Annotated in this window: 17 protein-coding genes; 1 reads left to right on the top strand and 16 read right to left on the bottom strand. The window is 44.8% G+C overall.

What is annotated here, in order from left to right; genetic code table 11:
* Positions 1 to 25: 25 nt before the first annotated feature.
* The 4 genes from L9Q40_RS08860 to L9Q40_RS08845 all read right to left on the bottom strand — a co-directional run bounded on the left by L9Q40_RS08860 (position 26) and on the right by L9Q40_RS08845 (position 4,515).
* A complete protein-coding gene (locus L9Q40_RS08860; RefSeq protein WP_498793066.1) occupies positions 26 to 571 on the bottom strand; it encodes a DUF2301 domain-containing membrane protein in 546 nt (181 codons plus the stop codon).
* 37 nt (positions 572 to 608) lie between these two features.
* Complete coding sequence (locus L9Q40_RS08855; RefSeq protein WP_440878665.1) at positions 609 to 1,487, bottom strand: DMT family transporter; 879 nt, start codon at positions 1,485 to 1,487, stop codon at positions 609 to 611.
* Positions 1,488 to 1,734: 247 nt separating this feature from the next.
* Positions 1,735 to 3,048 carry a methyl-accepting chemotaxis protein gene (locus L9Q40_RS08850; protein ID WP_498793065.1) on the bottom strand — a complete coding sequence of 438 codons (1,314 nt, stop codon included), beginning with the start codon at positions 3,046 to 3,048 and terminating at the stop codon, positions 1,735 to 1,737.
* Positions 3,049 to 3,321: 273 nt separating this feature from the next.
* The gene (locus tag L9Q40_RS08845) at positions 3,322 to 4,515 is read right to left on the bottom strand and encodes an acetate/propionate family kinase (protein ID WP_020336024.1); all 1,194 of its coding nucleotides are present in this window, start codon (positions 4,513 to 4,515) and stop codon (positions 3,322 to 3,324) included.
* A gap of 360 nt (positions 4,516 to 4,875) precedes the next feature.
* Between L9Q40_RS08845 and L9Q40_RS08840 the strand changes: the two genes are divergently transcribed.
* Positions 4,876 to 6,414 carry a putative bifunctional diguanylate cyclase/phosphodiesterase gene (locus L9Q40_RS08840; RefSeq protein ID WP_498793064.1) on the top strand — a complete coding sequence of 513 codons (1,539 nt, stop codon included), beginning with the start codon at positions 4,876 to 4,878 and terminating at the stop codon, positions 6,412 to 6,414.
* Positions 6,415 to 6,493: 79 nt separating this feature from the next.
* On the opposite strand, the gene L9Q40_RS08835 is transcribed toward L9Q40_RS08840, so the two are convergent.
* The 12 genes from L9Q40_RS08835 to mbhE form a co-directional block, all read right to left on the bottom strand.
* A complete protein-coding gene (locus tag L9Q40_RS08835; RefSeq protein ID WP_330469847.1) occupies positions 6,494 to 8,401 on the bottom strand; it encodes a DEAD/DEAH box helicase in 1,908 nt (635 codons plus the stop codon).
* Positions 8,402 to 9,051: 650 nt separating this feature from the next.
* On the bottom strand, positions 9,052 to 10,200 hold the full coding sequence (fucO, locus tag L9Q40_RS08830; RefSeq protein WP_498793063.1) for a lactaldehyde reductase: 1,149 nt from the start codon (positions 10,198 to 10,200) through the stop codon (positions 9,052 to 9,054).
* A gap of 15 nt (positions 10,201 to 10,215) precedes the next feature.
* Complete coding sequence (gene fucA / locus L9Q40_RS08825) at positions 10,216 to 10,863, bottom strand: L-fuculose-phosphate aldolase (protein ID WP_498793062.1); 648 nt, start codon at positions 10,861 to 10,863, stop codon at positions 10,216 to 10,218.
* 86 nt (positions 10,864 to 10,949) lie between these two features.
* A complete protein-coding gene (gene fucK, locus L9Q40_RS08820; protein ID WP_498793061.1) occupies positions 10,950 to 12,404 on the bottom strand; it encodes an L-fuculokinase in 1,455 nt (484 codons plus the stop codon).
* A gap of 42 nt (positions 12,405 to 12,446) precedes the next feature.
* Positions 12,447 to 14,195 (bottom strand): L-fucose isomerase, encoded by a 1,749-nt coding sequence (fucI, locus tag L9Q40_RS08815; protein ID WP_498793060.1) that lies wholly within the window; start codon positions 14,193 to 14,195, stop codon positions 12,447 to 12,449.
* Positions 14,196 to 14,468: 273 nt separating this feature from the next.
* A complete protein-coding gene (locus L9Q40_RS08810) occupies positions 14,469 to 15,185 on the bottom strand; it encodes a DeoR/GlpR family DNA-binding transcription regulator (protein WP_014234489.1) in 717 nt (238 codons plus the stop codon).
* 420 nt (positions 15,186 to 15,605) lie between these two features.
* The gene (mnhG, locus tag L9Q40_RS08805; protein ID WP_014234490.1) at positions 15,606 to 15,902 is read right to left on the bottom strand and encodes a monovalent cation/H(+) antiporter subunit G; all 297 of its coding nucleotides are present in this window, start codon (positions 15,900 to 15,902) and stop codon (positions 15,606 to 15,608) included.
* A complete protein-coding gene (locus L9Q40_RS08800) occupies positions 15,893 to 16,180 on the bottom strand; it encodes a cation:proton antiporter (RefSeq protein ID WP_498793059.1) in 288 nt (95 codons plus the stop codon). The genes mnhG and L9Q40_RS08800 overlap by 10 nt, the downstream gene beginning before the upstream one ends.
* A complete protein-coding gene (locus L9Q40_RS08795) occupies positions 16,173 to 16,649 on the bottom strand; it encodes a Na+/H+ antiporter subunit E (protein ID WP_065298407.1) in 477 nt (158 codons plus the stop codon). The genes L9Q40_RS08800 and L9Q40_RS08795 overlap by 8 nt, the downstream gene beginning before the upstream one ends.
* Positions 16,646 to 18,142, bottom strand: coding sequence for a proton-conducting transporter transmembrane domain-containing protein (locus L9Q40_RS08790; protein WP_498793058.1), 1,497 nt, complete (start codon positions 18,140 to 18,142; stop codon positions 16,646 to 16,648). Before L9Q40_RS08790 ends, L9Q40_RS08795 begins: the two co-directional genes overlap by 4 nt.
* Complete coding sequence (locus L9Q40_RS08785) at positions 18,139 to 18,495, bottom strand: Na+/H+ antiporter subunit C (RefSeq protein WP_498793057.1); 357 nt, start codon at positions 18,493 to 18,495, stop codon at positions 18,139 to 18,141. The genes L9Q40_RS08790 and L9Q40_RS08785 overlap by 4 nt, the downstream gene beginning before the upstream one ends.
* Positions 18,495 to 21,086 carry a hydrogen gas-evolving membrane-bound hydrogenase subunit E gene (gene mbhE, locus L9Q40_RS08780; protein WP_498793071.1) on the bottom strand — a complete coding sequence of 864 codons (2,592 nt, stop codon included), beginning with the start codon at positions 21,084 to 21,086 and terminating at the stop codon, positions 18,495 to 18,497. Before mbhE ends, L9Q40_RS08785 begins: the two co-directional genes overlap by 1 nt.
* Positions 21,087 to 21,100 lie beyond the last annotated feature (14 nt).

The raw sequence follows: 21,100 nt of genomic DNA, 5'->3' as shown, positions 1-21,100 counted from the left end.
CCGTCGTCGCTGGTTGCTCTTCTCACTACACTTCATATTTGGCTTTATTACCGATATCAAAATGCAGTGGCATTCGCCATTTAGCAATCGATAAGTAGCCCATGATGATACCCGCTAAAAATATTCCGCCAGAGGCAATAACCAAATTGTTAAAGCAGAGTGCGAAGGTAGCCACGAAAAGGAGTATAGGGACGAGTTTTAATCCGGGCACTTTGAAGCAAAACGACTCTTTGAGCGCAATGCCTGAGAACGTAACAAAAACAAACCCTATCGACAGCCATATTCGGCTCAGGTCATAATCACTGAACATGAGTACTAAACCAATCCAGCTAGACCAACTAATGGCTAACCGAACCCTCTTATTGTAAACATGAATATTAGCGGCTGAAAACGCGGCTGCGATTCCAATAATGACCAAGACACTGTGGTAGTGGCTAGCTAGGTCGCTGAACCAAACAAGTAAAGAAAAGCCGACAAGTGACACTGAAAATAGGCTGATGCCCGAACGATACAAACAAACACTCGCCTTATCCAAAAAGTCTAACGTTTCTTGATGGTCGATATCAGCCATAAGCCATTACCCTCGCCGCGAATGCGCTAAGACAAAGTTAAAGACGTTTTGGGAAGCGAAATCTGCCGCCGGTTCGATAAATAACCAAAGAAAACAGAATGAGCATACAGCCAATGAGTTTGTTGGTCGTCAGTACTTCGCCATACCAAAGAATACTCAATACTACAGTCCAAACTGGCTCCAAAATCATAATCAATGCAGCATTGCCCGCTTGCACAAACTTCTGTCCCATTGTTTGCATCACGTAGCGTAAGCTGGTCGCAAGTAAGGTACTGAGTGCAAACCACCACCAAATTGATGCATCAACTTCGCTAGGAAGTGACTCCATAAAATAGGAGACCACCAACCCAAGACAACCCGCAGAGAATAACTGCAAACAAGTCAGCAATAATACAGGTAACTTCTGCGAGAACTTACTGTTTACATTAAAGTGTAATGCCAACAAAAGCGCTGCGCCAAGAAACCAAAGCTGACTGGCTGACTGCTTCCATCCGTCGGCCAGAGACAGACACGCCAAACCTATTACTGCAATTGGCAGTGAAATCCAAAATATCCGTTGTGGTCGTTGACGGAACATAATCCAAGCGACAATAGGTACAAACAACATCGACAGGCTCATGATGAATGCGCCCTCGCCTAACGTATCACTGATTGAAATCGCATAGATCCACGTCATGACCGCGCTACCCAACAGTAAGCCGACGCCACTTGCTGACAACACATCACTCATCTTCGCGGATAAAAGAGGTCGGTAACACAGAGGCAGCAAACAAAGCGCTGCGATAGTAAATCGCGAACCAATAAAGCCAAAAGGTGGCAAGCCTTGTATGGTCTCTTTAGAGAAAATCCATCCAAGTGCCGCAATCATGGTAGTTGCAATAAGAATGATGGTCGCTTTATGTTCTGAGTTAAGCATAATTACCCACAAAAATACTCGGTAACGAGTTCGACAGACGAGCTTTTGACGTCGAGAAAATCGATGAAAGTTATTGTTTAAGCGTCACAAATACAGGCAAGGAATGAATAAAGAATGGAACATGCTGACGTTTGCGAGACACAATTACTATACATGAAACTAACAATTTCAAAAGCGTTAATCCGCGCCAGATCACATTGCGTGTCTGGCGAGGAAACATCACTCATATTTGAATAGTGAGGCGTTACTAGAGCGTTCGATTGAACTGAGCAACCGCCTCAACAACACGGCTTGCGCCCTCTTGAATATCATTCATGACGTTGCCTGCTTTCTCAGACAACTCAAGGGTATTCAGCGCATCTTTTTGGCATTGTGAAATCAACTCGACAGCGTTATTGGTGCGGTCGAGATTTTCTTTCACCATCGTGACAATATCATCGGTCGTCGTATTGGTACGAAGTGAAAGTTGCCTTACTTCATCCGCAACAACCGCAAAACCTCGTCCATGCTCTCCTGCTCGAGCGGCTTCAATCGCAGCGTTCAACGCAAGCAGATTGGTTTGATCGGCAATACCACTGATATTCCTTACCAACTCGCTAATTTTTGCTGAGTGACCTTTGAGTTCCTCAATCGCGGCATTGGCTTGTTCCATTTGTTTTGAGAGCATCTGCATATTCTCAACCGTTGCACCGATTACTTGCTGGCCTTGAATTGTCTGCGTTCCGGTCTCTTTGGAGACTTCATTCGCTAAATGAGCGGCTTGCGCCATCGACTGCTCTTGAAGAACTTGTTCGGTAATATCAGTAGCAAACTTCACTACCTTATACAGTTCTCCCCTATCGTTATGGATTGGATTATAAGAAGCCTCTAACCATACGAATTCACCAAAACGATTTAGCCTTTTAAAACGCTCAGAGACAAACCGCCCACTCGCCAGCTTCTGCCAAAACTCCTGATAGGCATGGGAGTTCGCTTCCTCTTGATCACAGAACATTCGGTGATGCTTACCCGTGACTTGTTCCGACGTATAACCCATTGTTTTGAGGAAATTATCATTCGCTTTGAGAACGACACCATCCAAACTAAACTCAATGACCGCCATAGAACGATTCAATGCTTTGAGCATATCTTCTTGTTCCCGCGAGGCTTTGATCGTTCGAGTCAATTCTGACGCGCACACGGCAAAGCGGGTAACTTTTCCCGTGAAATCAAAAATAGGTTGAACCATTGAGCGCAACCATGCTTCTTCACCATCCCCTTTAGAAACCTGCATAGCGCCATTCCAAAGAGTTTGGGTTAATACGCAGTGCTTCATCCGTTGAAAGTGCTCTGTATGTCTCGCTTTAACTGGAACGAGTTCAGTGATGTGCTTTGCTAATACCTCTTGCTCAGTTAGGTCCATCTGTTGCAAAAAGTTCTGATTAACAGACGTAACGTTACCCTCGGAATTAAGGGAGAGCATTAACATGTCCTGATCAAGGCTTTGCTGTACTTGGGTAAGACTGTAGAGCTCTTGCTTTAATTGCTGATTTTCTTTTTGAAGCGACTTACTAAAAAACATGACTTCCCTTATAAGGCCCATTTTGATTGTCAAAAGCTCAGTAATTTAATGACGTTAAGTGGTGTTTGAGGTTGATTACAAACAAACCACGAAATTATACATTCATCACATATACATCACAAAACAATGCAATCACACAATAAATATGTGAGTTAAACACCTTAAAGGTACCATCGAGTGCTACACGCTTATTTGTTGGCAGCAGAAATGAAAAAGCCCTTTCCACATAGGAAAGGGCTTTAAGGGAATACACAAATTTAAAATGGCGCTATTTTACAGTAGCTCTACCGACTGTTGAGCGATGACCCACTCTTCGTTGGTTGGGATAACCAATACTTTCGCATCCAGCAGTTCAGATTTACCAATTTCACCTGAATTACCGAATCGGGCATCTTCGTTGCCTTTCTCGTCTTCCACGAAACCAAGCAGGCTAAGGTTTTTAAGCACTTCACGGCGAATATCCAGAGAGTTTTCGCCAATACCACCCGTAAAGATAACCGCATCTAGACGATCAAGAGGGATCAGGTAAGAGCCGATGTATTTCGCAACACGGTAGGTAAACACTTCAAACGCTAATTTCGCACCTTCGTGACCTTCTTCCATCGCTTGCAGAATACCTCGTGCATCGGAAGTGACGCCAGACACTCCCAAGAAACCTGATTTCTTGTTTAGTGTTTCGAATACCTGTTCCTGAGTCCAACCTTTCTTTAATAGGAACTCAATGATGCCTGGGTCTAGGTCGCCAGAACGTGTACCCATCATCAAACCAGCTAGTGGAGTAAAGCCCATCGAAGTATCAACCGATTGGCCATCTTTGATCGCACATACTGACGCGCCGTTACCAAGGTGTACCGTGATGAAGCTAGATTGCTCCACTGGCTTGTTTAGCATTTTTGCAGCTTCACGACTTACAAAGTAATGGCTTGTACCGTGGAAGCCGTAACGACGGATACCGTACTGCTCGTACAGCTCGTGGGAAATAGCGCCAGTAAACGCCTTTTGAGGCATCGTTTGGTGGAATGCCGTGTCGAATACAGCAAATTGAGGAAGAGTCGGAAATGCTTCAATCGCAGCACGAATGCCGATAGCACCTGCCGGGTTATGTAGTGGAGCGAGATCGGCAAGCTGTTCGATTTCTTGTGTCACTTCATCGGTAATGCGAACCGTTGTAGTGAACTTTTCACCGCCATGAACGATACGATGTCCGACAGCCACGATGTCTTTAGCTAAACCTAATTCGTCGGTTAACCCTACTAGTTTTCCGATAGCGATTTTATGATGGCTATCGTCACCTTCGATAGAAACTTCCTTTTTTTCACCGTTGAATTTCCAGCTCATACGAGATTCTGGAAGACCAAAGCATTCACCCAAACCACTCAGTACCGCGTCACCTGAATTTGAATCGATGACCGCGAACTTTAGTGATGAGCTTCCTGAGTTGATCACTAGTACAAACGAATTAGACATGAAATAGTTATCCTGTTGTGGAGCAGAGGTTGTCATTGCGCTTTCACGCAGCTTACGACTTATATGCTTTCTATTATTCAATAATTTTTTAATCTTTCAACTATCTTTTAAAATTAATAGTCTGATTGCACATTTTTTATTGATCTAGGACACTTTCTGATTTTATTCGATGCAAAAAAATATCTTCTCATAAAAGAGAACTGTGATTCACTCGTCTTGTTTATTGACTAAATTATGAGCCAACTTATTTATTAGACGAATAAAAACAATAAACATAACAATACATCGGGGAATATCGTGCCGAAAATAACGCTTTTACTTGTCAGTTTAGGCTTAATGTTGCTCTGCTTCGGATGGCAAATGACAAAAAATATTCGCGCGAAAACGGATGTTTCTGGGTGGACCTGGCTTCTGGTGCTGATCTGCTATTTTATCATTGCGTATGCAACGTACTTGTATACCATTGCGCAAAATCCTTCAGGCTCACTTATCGAAACTGGCATATCTATACTCCTATTTGCTGGAAGCGTTTTTGTCGTCTTCGTCATCAAATTCAGTAATGACTCCATCGTCGAATTACATAGCCTTGCAAAGCGCGAAAAACAAAATGCCTTTCATGATGCGCTAACTGGTCTCCCAAATAGAAAATACTGTTTTGAGGTAATTGACGATCGTATTCAATCTGGCCTGCCTTTTTCAGTGATTCTCTTTGATGTTGTCAATTTCAAACAAGTCAACGATGCGATGGGGCACTTCTGTGGTGACCAATTACTGATTCAAATTGGTCAAAGGTTGCAAGATGCGCTTGAAGATAATGACAAAATATTTCGCGTCGGAGGTGATGAGTTTGTGATAATCACAGCATCTGCCACTGAAGAGGATGGCAAGAAACTTATCGTGAGGCTCAATAAAGCACTTTCCACTCGCTTTCACCTCGACGAATTCCAAGTATCTGCCGTTGTCGTGTTTGGCATAAGCACTTACCCTCAGGACGCAGAGTCCAATGAATTGCTGATAAAACATGCCGACGTTGCAATGTATCACGCGAAAAGTAACGGAAATCTTTTCGCATTTTATAACGACAATATGAATATTGGGGCTAAATATCAGCTGGAAATTTCATCACGTATTCAATTTGCGTTAGATCAGGATGAGTTTCGCCTGTATTACCAGCCATTGATTGATGCTCGTACTAGCGTCGTGGTGGGTTTTGAAGCAGTTATTCGTTGGCGAGACGGACAAGGTAATAACATTTCGCCAAACGATTTCATACCAATTGCCGAGCGAAGTAATCAGGTAAGCAGCATAACCATGTGGGTGCTGGGGCAAGTTGAAAAAGATCTGAAAACGTTTATCCGAAGAGGCATCAAGCTTCCAATTCATGTCAACTTATCCGCCAAAGACCTATCTTCAAACGTATTACTTACCCGCCTAAAAAAATTAATCGAACACTCTCCTGAATTTGCCCATCTTCTAAGTTTAGAGATAACAGAGACGATGGCGATTGACAAAGTGAAGGAACTTAACCCACTGATACACGAAATAAAAGGGCTTGGTATCAAGATCAGCCTCGATGATTTTGGTACGGGCTATTCTTCCCTCTCACTGTTAAGAGATCTTCCGGTGGATCAGATTAAGATCGACCGATCATTCTTATCTACAGCGAACCGAACGGAAAGCACGCGCTCCATCGTTGAAAATACCATTGCCCTTGTGCACGGGCTCGGCTACTCCGTGGTTGCAGAAGGCGTACAAGATATGGATACCCTGCACTTTTTACGACATCGTGGCTGTGACATCATCCAAGGTTACTTATTCTGCCCTGCTCTCCCATTAGACGAAGTGATCAATTGGGTAGCGGAGCACGACGAGAAACGCGACAGCTTCCTACCAGCATAAAAAAACCGAGCATGTTAACCATGCTCGGCTTTTGAAATCAGCTTTTTCTAACTCTGGTTATTTAATTAACCTGGCTCGATTATGCTTCTGGAGTGCGACGGCCACGGCCGTGACCACGTTCACCACGGTAGTTACCACGGTGATCACCACCACGGTTACGGTCGAAACGACGCTCAGCACCTTCGCGGTTACCATCACGGCTACCTTCGCGGTTGCCACGGAAACCACCTTCACGACGGCCACCTTCGCGACGAGCACCACCATCACGGTTACCACGGTAACCACCACCATCACGACGTCCACCGTCACGACGACCACCACGAGACTCGCGGAAATCATCGAAGTCACATACTACCGCACCAACATCTTGTTGACGGATACGTAGTTTGCTCAACTTGTTCGCGGCTTCAGAAGTCATTGCTTTTGGTAGCTGAACGAAAGTATGACCTTGTGCTAGCTTGATCGCACCGATAGAACCTTTACCTAGACCAAGTTCATTTGCCAGAGCACCAACGATGTCTTTAACTTGAACACCTTGCTCACGGCCAACTTGTAGCTGGTAAGTATCCCAATCTTGGTTGTTGAAGCTGCGGCCACCTTCACGACCACCTTCACGGCGCTCTTTACGACGCTGCTTATCACGCTCAATTGCTTCTACCATTGGGTCTTCACCGATGTAGAACAGTGGGCGTTTGCCTTGTTGACGCTTAAGAAGCATCGCAGCAAGCATTGCTGGGTCGATTTCTAGAGAAGTTTGTAGTTTCTCAACCAACTCAGCAAACTTATCTAGTGATTTGTGCTCTTTCTCAGCTTCTAGTTCTGCACCTAGCTGAGCTAGACGAGCTTCAGCAACTTGGTCACGTAGAGGAAGCTGGATTTCTTCCATTGATGACTTAGTTACACGCTCGATAGTACGAAGCATGCGGATTTGGTTAGTGCGAACAAGAAGGATCGCTTTACCTTTACGTCCAGCACGGCCTGTACGACCGATACGGTGAATGTATGACTCTACATCGAATGGGATGTCGTAGTTAAATACGTGAGTAATACGTGGAACGTCAAGACCACGTGCAACAACGTCAGTCGCTACAAGGATATCGATAACACCCTGTTTGATGTGATCAACAGTACGCTCACGTAGAGACTGAGGGATATCACCGTGTAGTGCTGCAGCTTTAAAGCCACGAGCTGAAAGCCAGTCAGCTAGACGCTCAGTATCTTGACGAGTACGTACGAATACGATTGACGCATCCGTTTCTTCAGTTTCAAGAAGACGAGACATCGCTTCATCTTTCTCTACACCCTTCACTACCCAGAACTGCTGTTGAACTTTGTCTACAGTGTGGTTCTTACCAGCAACGTCTACCGTTACAGGGTCACGAAGGAAGCGCTCAACAATCTTTTTCAGCATTGGAGGCATAGTCGCAGAGAACAGAACGCGTTGTGCTGATTCAGGAGCGTGCTCCATGATTGCAGTTACGTCGTCCACGAAACCCATGTTTAGCATTTCGTCCGCTTCATCAAGTACGAAAGTATTAACTTCGTCTAGATGTAGACGTTCACGGTTGATCAGGTCTTGAACACGGCCAGGAGTACCAACAACAACGTGCGCACCATTCTTAAGCGCACGCATTTGATCAACGATAGAAGCACCACCGTAGATTTCTAGAACTTTCAAGCCCTTGATGTTTTTACCAAGGTTTTTCATTTCCGCTGCAACCTGAATCGCTAGCTCACGAGTCGGAGCAAGTACGATTGCTTGTGGTTTACGTTGGTTTAGATCTAGTTTGTTGAGAAGAGGCAGAGAGAATGCTGCCGTTTTACCTGTACCCGTTTGTGCCTTGCCCAGCGCGTCAACACCTTCCAACAGGTGTGGGATTGCCGCAGCCTGAATTGGAGTTGGTGACACGAAACCCATTCCGTCTAGAGCAGAAAGGATAGAATCATTCAGAGATAAATCACTGAATTGAATAACAGAATCTTGCATTGGGATCCTACTTAATTAAACAAAAAAACAGTCCCATATGCTCTTCCAATTCGATACTGAATTATCCAGATACTAAATCCATTCAGATAGGAATTAGCACAGTACACAACCGCGATAAGCCATTAGGGACGACTAAGGGAGGCGGATTATTCCTTAAATGCATAAAAAAAGCCAGAAAAAATTGAATTACATCACAATTTATTCTCAATAATGGCATTTTCCGCATAAAATACCACCAGCCCACCATTTCCCGCAAAAGCGCGCCATGAAAATTGATGAGTTCTTCACCAATCCCAAATCACTCTATCGCTGTTTATCAGCCCATATTTTACACCAGTGAAATGCGCTCTAACGATAATAATAGCCCGCATTTATTAGAGCGCACTAGCTCTAGCGTTAAGTTAAATCGAAGCATGAAGGCCAACTGCTTAACATCTTGCTCAAAAAGCAGACACAAACATTACTGATATGAGCGTTAGCGTCGTTAGTAGGTTGAGTGAGCGTATACAAGACCGCATAAAAAAATCGACCAAAGAGGAACTAACCAAATCATATAAATGAAGCAAAAGACAGACAGTGTTTGAAGAAGGCTTCAACATTGCCTGCCATACATAAAGCTTACTAATAAGTCGGTTCAACTCAAAGAGCGATTAGATACATGCGATATATAACGCCTCAATTTCTTTTGGCGTTGGTTGACGAGGGTTACCGCCTAAGCATGGATCAGCCAATACTTTGTCTATCCAGTTTTTGCAATCATCGTGGCTAATACCTAAGGTTTTAAATCCTTCTGGGATGCCAACGCGCTTAGATAATTGGCGAATTAAATCAACGGCTAATTCTGCTGCTTCTTTATCGTTTAAACCTTCTGTCTTCCCACCCATTACCTGTGCAATATCACGGAATCTCTCAGGATGCTCTTCTGCGTTAAACGCACATACTTCTGGTAGCAAAATCGCGTTGCACACACCATGAGGTAGGTTGTGTGTCGCACCCGGCTGATGAGCCATTGCATGTACTAAGCCTAAACCGGCACTATTGAACGCCATTCCTGCTAAAAACTGTGCGTTAGCCAGTTCTTCACGCGCTTTGATGTTTTGACCTTCTTCAACCGCTACGGGTAGCCACTGGGTAATGAGGCGAATCGCCTCTAAAGCCGTAGGTTTAGTCAGGGTGTGAGCGCCTGGAGTCACGTATGCTTCGACCGCATGAGTTAGTGCGTCCATACCCGTAGCTGCCGTGACATGACTAGGTAAATTAATCATCAAAGTAGGATCATTCACCGCGATATCGGGAATTTGCTTAGAGTCAATAATGACCATCTTCACTTGTCTTTCTTCATCGGTAATGACTGAGTTTGATGTCATTTCCGCAGCAGTGCCCGCCGTGGTATTGATGGCAATAAAGAAGTCACCTTCATTCCGTACTTTGCCGATGCCGTCAAAATCGACGATATCGCCAACGTTAGATGCCACAATGCGAATGGCTTTCGCACAGTCTACTGGGCTGCCACCACCAACCGCGATAAAGCAATCACACTCAGTATCGACATACATTTCCAAACCTTCGCGCACAAGTGATGCCGTCGGGTTGGGTGTCACGCGGTCAAACAACACATAGTCGATTGCAGCTTTATCTAACAGAGCAATCAGATGATCTAAGATTCCCAGTTCCACCAGATTTGCATCGGTTACGATCAATGCTCGCTGAATTGGCTGCTGGCTCAACGTAGAAATCGCGTCATCAACAGCGCCAACCCCCGAGTAACTCAGTTTTGGTAGGTTTAATGCAAAGGCCATTTTATTTACTCCTTATTACTTCTCAACTCGTAAGCCATATGACTTGAATTTTTCCAGCACTACCTGCATAGATTCATCATCCAGCGTTGGTACTTCTGGGTTAACCGCGAGAGCTTTAAGGTAAAGCTCTGCCAATACTTCGACTTCATGCGCTAACCAAAGCGCTTTGTCTAAGTTCACTTCCCCTGCGATCAAGCCATGGTGTTGAAGCAAGATTGCTTTGCTTTTTGAGATGCCTTCTTCCACGTACTTCGCTAACTGAGGACTGCCAAATGTCGCGTAAGGTACACAAGGAATTTCAGTCGTTCCAGATGCTGCAATCATGTAGTGAATAGCAGGGATTGGTTTATTCAAGATAGAGACCGTTGCAGAATTGATCGCGTGGTTATGAACCACGGCATTTATATCTGGGCGATGTTGATAGCAAGTTAGGTGGAACAACCATTCAGAAGAAGGAAGTTTATCCTCTTCAAAGGTGCCATCTTCCGCAACATAGACAATCTGCTCAGGCGTCAGTTGTTCGTAAGGAATGCCCGTTGGGGTGATTAACATGCCGTTATCAAAGCGGACACTAACGTTACCTGCGGTACCTTGGTTTAGACCTAAACGGGTCATTTCGATACAAGTATCGATAATGTGTTGGGAAAGCTCTATTCTGTTCATTTCGTTAATCCTTAAATTTAAATGCTGGATAAGCCTTTTATGAGAGTGTCGCCGGTTGCGTTGGCGAAAGTGCAGGATGACTACCTCTAAGCATGGCTGTGCTCCCGTTTTATTTGATTTAAGACTGCCGTTGCTTCTGGATAGATCACACGCAATTTAGGACGCATGTTGTGTTGAGATTCATCGACAGAGCGGTAAAAGCCCACGCCATAAAATGCGAACATCGCTGCTCCAATTACCGTCGCTTCGGCCTGCTCTACGATATGAAGTGGTCGCTGTAACGCATTAGCACGAAGCTGATTCCAAAGCGGATTTTTGGTGCCACCACCCACAACAACGATTGGCTCGTCGCTCAATTGGCATAATTGATTCAGGTAAAGAAAACGTTGTTTAAGCTGTTGGCTTAATCCTTCAAATACCGCTCGGGCAATTTGGCCTCGCGAAGTGTGAATAGAAAGGCCTTCTATTGATCCTTGACCAATACCACTTTCATCAACTGATAAAGTTGGTTTAAACACCACCCCACCAGCACCTGGCCCGGCGGCTTCAGCTTCATTAACCATGGTGGTGTACAAATCGTTTGAGTGTTTTTCTGCACTGTAAAATTGCGTCACAACCCATTCAACGACGGCGCTAGAGAGCCACTGTATCGCTGGGTTATATAAGCCTTTTATTGCATCGAGCTCTACGGTCACTCCGTTATCCAACGCTTGTTGATTGAGTGCGGGACGCAGGCTGCGCGCCATTAAGATTTCCCAGGTGCCTGAGCTCAAAAACGCTTGGTTTTCTTTCGCTCCCGAGCCCACTAAAGCAAACTGAGTGTCGTGACCTGCGGAAATCACGGGTGTCCCACTAACAAGCCCCAATTGTTTGGCGATGTTTTCTGAAACATATCCCACCTTTTCACCGGCCATCACGAGCCTTGGGAAATGATCCGATGTCAATCCTAGGTAATTTAGCGCTTTAGCATTCCAGCTACAGGTTTCCACACTGGTCAGCATGGATGTGCCAGCCATTGTGTAGTCGGTCGTCATTTCGCCAGTCAACCTGTGAGTGATCATCGATGAAATGAAGACAAATTTATCCATCTTTGCGTACACTTCAGGCTCGTTTTCTTTAAGCCAACGTAATTTGTAAAGCGTGTTAAAGCTGTAGTCTCCAATACCATTGCTTCGGTAGAGTTCCAGACGATCAACCTCATCTTCTACCGTTTTCATTACGGGTATCGTTCTCGGGCACTTCCAAGAGATAATTGGGTAAATCTGATTTCCATCACTATCAAACGGAGCACCATCAACACCAAATGTTGTTACGGTCACAGCCAGAATATTTTTCGCTCCGACTTGAGCCACGACATGCTGACCACACTCAATGAGCTTTTGCCAGATGTCTTCGAAATCCCACAGATGATAACTTGGGTTTTGCGCATCACATTTGGTCGAGTTTTTTATGAAATGAGACGCGACGATGACGCCTTTTTGGTCAATTGCAATGGCACGCAAGTTGGTCGCACCGCAATCTAAAACAATCACTACAGACATGAGGGCTCCTGAAGGGGGCGGGAATCACCCCGCCCGAGAAGATTACTTGTATAAAGGACCAAAGTTTTCGCAAGCACGGTAGTCTTGACCTTCTTTGTCCTGACCAAATGCCGTCCATGTGTGAGGGCGGAAAATTTCTTGCTCGTCAACGTTGTGCATTGACACTGGAATACGCAACATAGAAGCAAGCGTGATCAAGTCAGCCCCAACGTGACCGTAAGAGATAACACAGTGGTTCGCACCCCAGTTCGCCATGACTGAATACACATCTTTAAACGCGCCTTCACCGGTCAGGCGTGGAGCAAACCAAGTGGTTGGCCATGTTGGGTTTGTGCGCTCATTAAGCGTTTCATGCACCTCGGCAGGTAGCGTCACCGAATGACCTTCTGCGATTTGCAGTACTGGGCCAATGCCCTTAATGATGTTGATACGATGCATCGTAAATGGCATACCACCATGAGTCAGGAAGTTCGATGAGAAACCACCGCCACGGAAATATTCAACATCGGCAGGTGGCCACTGGGTCGCAGCCAGACACGCTTCTGCATCTTGTGCATTCATATTCCAATGCGATTTAAATACAGGTTGACCTTGCTCATCACGAGCTTCCCCACAGCCATCCAGAGCCGCTGAACCTGAGTTAATAAGGTGAATCAATCCAGACTCAGGGCGGTAACCACTAACGCGCTCTACTGAATCCTGTGACCAGTAAGTGCGCACGTCGCAAAATACTTGCGCTTGGCCTGTCAGCATTTTGCCAAACAGCATATTTACGCCGTTTAGACAGTCGTTTTCTGTCGCAATAGCAAAAGGTTCACGGATGCCGTTCCAGTCAAATGACGAGTTGAGAACCGCTTCACTAAAGTCACCATTTGGTAAGTGATCTGTCCAATGACGTTGACCCTGGAAGCCGCCGGCAACAGCGTTGTGTCCCATCGCCTCTTCCGCATACCCCATTTCTGCGAGTTTCGGGTTACCAATCATCAGATCGCGCATGATCATCGTCATCTTAACCACGGTTTCCCAATCTTCGGTTTTACGCTCTTCGGTCATTGGAACTCGGTTGTAATCTTTACCTTCTTTGCAATGTTCTTTTGTCCACGACAACGCCAGTTCAAACTCTTCTTTATCGAAGATTTCGCGGTCTAAACGACGTTTAATTTCAGTCATATCAACATACTCGTTGCGCATGCCTAAGTAATGTTGGAAGAACGGCTGGTCTACGATAGAACCCGCAATCCCCATTGAGACCGAGCCCATAGATAAGTAGGATTTACCGCGAATAGCAGCGACCGTTAAACCTGCACGGCAGAAACGAAGGATCTTATCCTGAACATCGCTAGGAATAGACGTGTCATCTTTATCCTGAACTTCTTCGCCATAGATAGAAAACGCGGGTAAACCAAGTTGAGAGTGGCCTGCCATTGCTGCGGCTAGATATACAGCCCCAGGGCGTTCGGTACCGTTAAAGCCCCAAATGGCTTTTGGCAGATGTGGATCCATATCCAGCGTTTGAGTGCCGTAACACCAGCAAGGGGTAACGGTAATAGATACGCCAACGTTCTCACGCTTGAATTTTTCTGCACAAGCTGATGCTTCGGCTACACCGCCAATGGTCGTATCTGCGATAACACATTCAACCGCTTCACCGCTAACGTGACGTACATTTTCAGTAATAAACTTGGCTAGGTTGTTAGCCATGTTCATTGTTTGATCTTCAAGAGATTCACGAACCCCAAGACGACGACCATCGATTGTTGGACGAATACCGATTTTTACTAAGTTTTTCATTTTCGATTCTCTATTTCACACTAACGAGAGATTATTTTTTGAATTTGGTAGCCTTTAAGGCCAAATAAGACTAAGTAGACAAAGCCAATTAACGGGATAATGAACGCAGTCTTAATATCCTTCGATTTATATAGATTTAGTTATTACTTGGTTTGTATATTTTTTAGACTTTATTGAATTAGTGGATGATAAAACGCCCGTCATTTTAACTTTCTTCAAGTGTCACTATCCCTCCCGAGAAACAGGAACAGCTTTTACATTATGTAAAATTAATTAGAACTGTGTATTAACATCAGCATTCGATATTACAATATCTATTTCATCGAAGTTGCAGACCTTTAATAGACTTTTTTTCTTATACTTGCTCTTATCCGCTAAGAGGATTACTTTTTCTGACACGTTGATGAACATTTTCTTTATTTCATAGTTGTATTCATTAGAGTCCCACACACCGGATAACTCATCGAAACCGACACACGATATAACACTGACATCAAGTGACATTTCAGCTAAGGTTTTTCTCGCAATAAGCCCATAAAACGCTTTGTACTTTTCTGAGAAAGAACCACCTAAACTAATTATTGAGATATTATTTTTACCACTTAACACATTTATATTGTTAATGGAGTTGGTGACGACTGTACATCTCATATTAGGTAGTGCTTGAGCCACAAGCCAGCTAGAAGAACTTGCGTCTAAACCAATAACTGAACCTTCGTAAATATTGGAAATGACTTGATCGACTAAATCCATTTTGTCGTTAACATTGCGATTCGCCCTGTTGTTGAAAGACGTTCCTTCATCTTTATAGTTTTTACCTATTGCTCCACCATGAACTCGTATCAACTCCCCTTTCTCATCCAGAACTTTAAGGTCTCTGCGTATCGTCTCAACCGAAACATCAAGGTCATTAGCCAAATCCGTCACAAATGCCTTTCCGGACTTGTTAACAACATTCAAAATGTAATTGGTTCTAGATATCGACTTCATTGGTTATCTTCTGCATTTCCTTTACATGCCGCAGATAATAACTTCTAGCTCATTCAAATGTTAGGCAATGTTCATGTGATTTTTGGGAATTTTAAATAAGTTGACCGAAATATAGAACGACACCACAAAAAAACGGGCAATTCCCCAGATAATCGGGCATAAGAAACAATAATTTAAAGTAATAATCACAATTGGTATATATCAGTCAAAAACGGGCACTGGCAGGAAATAACGTTTTAGAAGAGAATAAATGATAGATATATGTGATATGACTCGTAAATGACTTACTTTTCATTGGACTTATATTTAAATCACATTCGACATGTATATAACTACTTGTTTAAAGCTAATTCTAATCAAAAAAGAAAAACAAATAGCCTCTGATAATCAGAGCAGTAGCAATGACTTGGTTTACCGTGTTTATTTTGGGTTTCGCCACATTCGATAACCACTTTTCCTCATGGCTTTGCCTAATAAATGTGCAGCAACAGGTGCGGTGAGGAAAATAAACAACATGGTACCCACAGCGCGGGAGATCACTGTGGCATCAGGAATAGCGATGGCTACCGCCAAAAGCAATGATGCCACACCAACCGTACCCGCTTTTGTTGCCGCATGCATCCGAGTGTATAGATCCGGCATTCGGACCACTCCCAAGCTGGCGATCAGAAAGAATAAGGTACCAATGCACAGCAAAAGACCAATGATCACTTCCAATACTCTCCCCCTTTTCGCTTTGCTATCATTCGAGCAAATGCGATGGTGCCGAGAAACGCCACTAAACCAAGTGTGATAGCGATATCTAACAACGTCTCTTGACCACTATCCAGGGTATAAACAGCAATGAATCCAATCGTGACAAACGAGATAAGATCCAGAGAGACGACTCTGTCTGCCAACGTGGGTCCCAGAACCAAACGTACCAACGCCATAACTACGCTTAACAACAACCCACCGTAAGCAAAGAAAATACTGAACTGCAGCCAACTATCCACGCGTCACCTCCAATATCCGTCTCTCTAAGCCACCTTTGATGCCTTGAATCACTTTGTCATGTTCTGGAGCAAACATGGCATGCACGATCAGATGCTTTTTGTCAGGTGTCACATCCAAACTTAGCGTACCTGGCGTTAACGAAACCATATTCGCAAGCAGCGTGATTTCTATATCTGATTTCGCGTCGAGTGGTACGTAAATGATGTCGGGTTGGCTTAGATGTGTTGGCGTTAGCACATCCCACATCACCCGAGCGGCAGACATGAGCAACTCGAAACAGAAATAGCTCACTAGCCGCAAAAGTGAAATGAAAACCTGAAAGTAACGACTTTTCGTTCTGAAAGGTTGACTGAGCCTCAAAACGAGAAACCCAGCGATAAAGCCAAATATAAAGTTGAGACTGGTATAGGTGCCGTTTAGAAGCATCCAAGCCAGTGCGAGAAAGAGGTTGAGAAAAAAGTAAATCATTGTCCACCTCCCAATACTGCCTGAATATATTCTTTCGGCTCCAGCAGTTGCAGCGCAGCCTGCATGGCAAATTGATAAAATGGCTCGGCAACCAGACCGATGATCAAACTCATCGCCGTTAAGGTAACAATAGGAATACAGTACAAGTACGTAGTCGACTTAGTCATTATTTGTGCGTTAGCATCACTTGGCTGCTTCTTCCAGAACACAGCATTCCAAATTTTACTCATGGAAAAAACCGTCAACAATCCCACCAGCAAGGCGGTTGCTGCAAGCCAATAGCCCTCTATTTGCAAACTCGCTTTAATCACTAAGAACTTGCCCCAAAAACCGGAAAGTGGTGGAAAGCCAGCCAAAGAAAATGCAGTAATGAAAAACAACAAGGCCAGCCAAGGCATCGCTTTATATACACCACCTAATTGCTTCAGTTGACTGGTTCCGTATTTCCGTTCGACGAAGCCTCCAATTAAGAACAGGTCCGCCTTCACTAAAATATGATGAACGATATAGAAAATAGCCCCAGCGACTGCCAACGGCGTATAGACGGCGAGCCCCATAATCATGTAACCAATCTGGCTGATAATATGAAATGAAAGGATTTTCTTTATATCGTAATGACTTGCTGCCCCTAATACCCCCGTCAACATTGTCAAACAAGCCATCCACATCAAGGTCGATTGCCAGCCACTTTCTGCCAATGGAAATACAAGTGTAAATACACGTAATAATGAGTAAACACCGACTTTAGTCAGTAAAGCAGCAAACAGTGCAACCACGCCGCTCGGTAGCGTGTGGTAAGACGCAGGAAGCCAGGCAAATAAGGGAAACAACGCCGCTTTGATAGAAAAAGTAAATAAGAAAAAACCTGCGAGCAAGGTTTTCGTGTCGGATGGCATCAAAGCCGCTTTAGCGTGAAGATCCGCGAGGTTTAGCGTTCCGGTAACGCCATATAACAAACCTATCGCGAGCAGAAAAAACAGCGTCGAGAGCAGGTTCAAAATCACGTATTTCACAGCACCATCAATCTGAGTCTTGTTGGCATCCAAGACCATCAGACCGAAGGAGGCAATCAGCATCACTTCGAACCAAACATAGAGATTGAAAATGTCACCGGTCAGAAATGCCCCGTAAACGCCTGCAAGCAAAACATGCATCAACGCATGATACATCCCGTATGATGGTTTGTTGCGAATATCTCCAACCGCATAAAGCACACAGATGAGACCAATCACCGCCGTAACCATAACCATGGCGACAGTGAACAGATCTGCTACAAACACAACGCCGAAAGGAGCAAACCATTGGCCAAATGCTACCGCGACAGGCCCATGCTGTATCACATCACTGGTAAGAAAAGCAGCGACACACACCGTTAAAAACGCACTCGCGCCACTGATACGCTCAGCAAGACAGATGTTACGTTTAGCGATAAACACAGCCACCGCAGTCAAAAGTGAAATCACGATAGGTAAAGTTAGCCAAATCGTCGTCATTCCTCCTCCTCTTCTGATCGTCGCATATCATCAACGTCAGCCGAGCCTGTTTCTGAATACGCGCGATAGAACAACAAAAGTGCAAAAACCAGCAAACCAAAACCAATCACGATTGCCGTCAAAATCAGTGCCTGAGGTAACGGGTTAGCGGCACCATCTGGTGGGAGTTGCGCGTTTGACTCGATAAGAGCGGGGACGCCAATGGTTAAGCGGCCAGCCGTCAATAAAGCCAGATTCACAGCACTGCTTAGTAAAATCAGACCAAACAGTATTCTCAATATATGCCGTTCAAGTAACAGATAAATACCCGCTGCAACAAATACACCGACCACCAGACTCCATAGTACTTCCATCAGTCGAGCACCTCATTCACATGTAACAGCAAGCCCATCACGCCGCCAATAATGGCGAAATAAATGCCCACATCGAAGAGCAGCGGAGTCCCTAGCGGGAGAATATCCTTCCACCACAATCCAGTCAGGAAAGGTAACTCCAGTACCACTCCTAATAGCCCTGCCATAAAGCTGAGCGAAATACCGAACATCGCAATACTTAATGGTGAATAGTACAAACGGTCCCTTACGTACTTGGGCGACTCTGCATACATCATTAGCGCAAACCCTATCACCGCAATGAGTGCACCAATAAACCCACCACCCGGTTCGTTGTGCCCGCGCAGCAGTAAATACAGAGAAAACAGCAACATCAATGTAAAGACAATGTGAGCCGTGGTGGAAAAGATCATTGAATGGACAGGAGGATGCTTGTAATTTGGGGTGGTAAGTAGACTGGTCGCCGCAATGCCCGCCATCACGACCACAATCACCTCACCTAACGTATCGATGGCACGAAAATCGACCAGGATGACATTGACAACATTGCGCCCGTACCCTTCAGGTAGACTTTTCTGGAGAAAGAATTCAGCTAACTGGGGATCTAACGGTTGAGAAGTGATATTGATGAGAGCAACGCTAACAGAAAACCCGACTATTACAGCAATAATCGCGTGTAACAGACGACGCCGTTTAGAGTGATTACGCACAGTGGTCAATTTAGGCATGTGGCGCATTAACAAAACTAAAAATACCACCATCAGTGTTTCTACTAACAACAAAGTCTGTGCAACATCGGGCGCGCTGTACAACATAAACACGAGTGTTGTCATAAAGCCCACCACGCTAAGGGCTGACACCGATAACAAACGTGACTTAGAGAACGTACATACCGACACCGCTGCCACAAGTAACAGAGCAATCACTATTTCGTAGAAGTTGATAGCAAACAGCTCGGTAAAACGCGCGGTTGAAATATCTAATGGGCGACTGAGCAACACGATGGCTAGAACGAGGCTAAACATAAGTACATAATTGCTCAGCCTCTTTTGCGGAATCCATTGTGTCTGCCACTTAGCAAACCGTATGACACCGCTGACAATTTTATTAAACACCGTCTCCGCAGTAGGAACGATAAACGCGCTTTTATACCACTTGGCAACCCTCTGCGAGTAAAGCGCGTAAACCACCCACCCCAACCCCAATGTAATAAGGCTCAATAACAACGGGAAGTTGACTCCGTGCCATAACTTAGTGGCCATTGGTTCTGAGGCAGGAAGACTGGTCAAAACACCGGGAATAATGACATTATGATTTATCCAACTTAGCCCCAACACTGGCGTGATCAATCCGCCAACGGACAGCATCATCGGTGGTATCCATAGTCCTTTGAGTGACTCGATCTTTTTCGCAGGAGTGGGCTCACGTTGAGAATGAGCAAAGAATGGTTTGTAGATTAATGCAATCGTCACCGCCACCATGATTACATTGACAGCGACTAATAAACCGATAATCACACTGCTAACCTCAAGGCCCGATTTGTACATGTATTCTTTGCTCAAAAAGCCAAGTAGCGGTGGTACTCCCGCTTTAGACAGCGCCGCCAACGTCGCAGCCGCCAAACTTAAAGAAAGCACGGCTTTCAGTCCATTCAGCTTGGTTACATCTCTTGTGCCAGTTGCTTTATCAATATTTCCGACCACCATGAACAGGGCCGCTTTGTAAAAAGAATGCGCCAGGATAAACAAGAGTGCGGCGGCCAGTGCGAGCTCCGTTCCCATGCCAATTAGCATAACGAGCTTACCCAAAGCCACATTGGTGCTGTACGCGAGCATTAACTTCAAATCCGTCTGTTTTAAAGCCAATAATCCACACCAAATGGCCGTAAACCCACCAGCAATACTTAACGTGTAAAACCAAATATCACTGTGTGAGTATGCGGGAGACAGCCGCGCCAGTAGATACACGCCTGCTTTTACCATAGTGGCGGAATGCAGATAAGCGCTGACTGGCGTGGGTGCTGCCATCGCATTTGGCAACCAAAAGTGAAATGGAAACTGTGCGGACTTAGTGAAGGCACCAAGGAGAATCAATATAAGAGAAGGCAAAAACCATTTGTGAGACGCAATCTGTGTCGATTGTTGAACAATAGTACTAATCTCATAACTTCCGGCGATTTGTCCTAATAAAACCAACCCAGCCAACAGAGCCAATCCTCCAGCCCCGGTAACCAAAAGAGACTGTAACGCCTTTTCACGTGACACCTCTTTCTCATGATTAAAGCCGATCAATAAATACGAGGTGATGGTCGTCAGTTCCCAAAAAACAAACAGCAACAGAACATTGTCGCTCGTGACAATGCCTAACATGGAAAGCATGAACAACGTCAGATAGACATGAAAGGAAACACGCGCTGTATGGCTGCGCATGTATGCAAGCGAATAGACTTGTATCAGTGCACCGATCCCACAGATCAAACACACAAATAGGAATGACAAACCATCAAGACGAAAACTTAAATTGACATCAAGACCTGGAACCCAGCTGCCCTGCCAACTCACGCTTTCGGGGCGATACCAGCTCATAACAACGAGCAAGATGAAGATCGGCATCAAAGGAAATAGCA

This window comes from Allocatenococcus thiocycli (assembly GCF_921292965.1).
Classification (GTDB): Bacteria; Pseudomonadota; Gammaproteobacteria; order Enterobacterales; family Vibrionaceae; genus Vibrio; species Vibrio natriegens.
This window is presented reverse-complemented; position numbering and strand designations above follow the sequence as displayed.

Coding starts and splice junctions, on each gene's coding strand:
- L9Q40_RS08860 (WP_498793066.1), bottom strand. CDS start 571: ATGGCTGATATCGACCATCAAGAAACGTTAGACTTTTTGGATAAGGCG.
- L9Q40_RS08855 (WP_440878665.1), bottom strand. CDS start 1,487: ATGCTTAACTCAGAACATAAAGCGACCATCATTCTTATTGCAACTACC.
- mbhE (WP_498793071.1), bottom strand. CDS start 21,086: ATGCCGATCTTCATCTTGCTCGTTGTTATGAGCTGGTATCGCCCCGAA.
- L9Q40_RS08840 (WP_498793064.1), top strand. CDS start 4,876: ATGACAAAAAATATTCGCGCGAAAACGGATGTTTCTGGGTGGACCTGG.
- L9Q40_RS08795 (WP_065298407.1), bottom strand. CDS start 16,649: ATGATTTACTTTTTTCTCAACCTCTTTCTCGCACTGGCTTGGATGCTT.
- fucO (WP_498793063.1), bottom strand. CDS start 10,200: ATGGCCTTTGCATTAAACCTACCAAAACTGAGTTACTCGGGGGTTGGC.
- L9Q40_RS08845 (WP_020336024.1), bottom strand. CDS start 4,515: ATGTCTAATTCGTTTGTACTAGTGATCAACTCAGGAAGCTCATCACTA.
- L9Q40_RS08785 (WP_498793057.1), bottom strand. CDS start 18,495: ATGGAAGTACTATGGAGTCTGGTGGTCGGTGTATTTGTTGCAGCGGGT.
- L9Q40_RS08850 (WP_498793065.1), bottom strand. CDS start 3,048: ATGTTTTTTAGTAAGTCGCTTCAAAAAGAAAATCAGCAATTAAAGCAA.
- L9Q40_RS08790 (WP_498793058.1), bottom strand. CDS start 18,142: ATGACGACGATTTGGCTAACTTTACCTATCGTGATTTCACTTTTGACT.
- fucI (WP_498793060.1), bottom strand. CDS start 14,195: ATGAAAAACTTAGTAAAAATCGGTATTCGTCCAACAATCGATGGTCGT.
- L9Q40_RS08835 (WP_330469847.1), bottom strand. CDS start 8,401: ATGCAAGATTCTGTTATTCAATTCAGTGATTTATCTCTGAATGATTCT.
- fucK (WP_498793061.1), bottom strand. CDS start 12,404: ATGTCTGTAGTGATTGTTTTAGATTGCGGTGCGACCAACTTGCGTGCC.
- L9Q40_RS08810 (WP_014234489.1), bottom strand. CDS start 15,185: ATGAAGTCGATATCTAGAACCAATTACATTTTGAATGTTGTTAACAAG.
- fucA (WP_498793062.1), bottom strand. CDS start 10,863: ATGAACAGAATAGAGCTTTCCCAACACATTATCGATACTTGTATCGAA.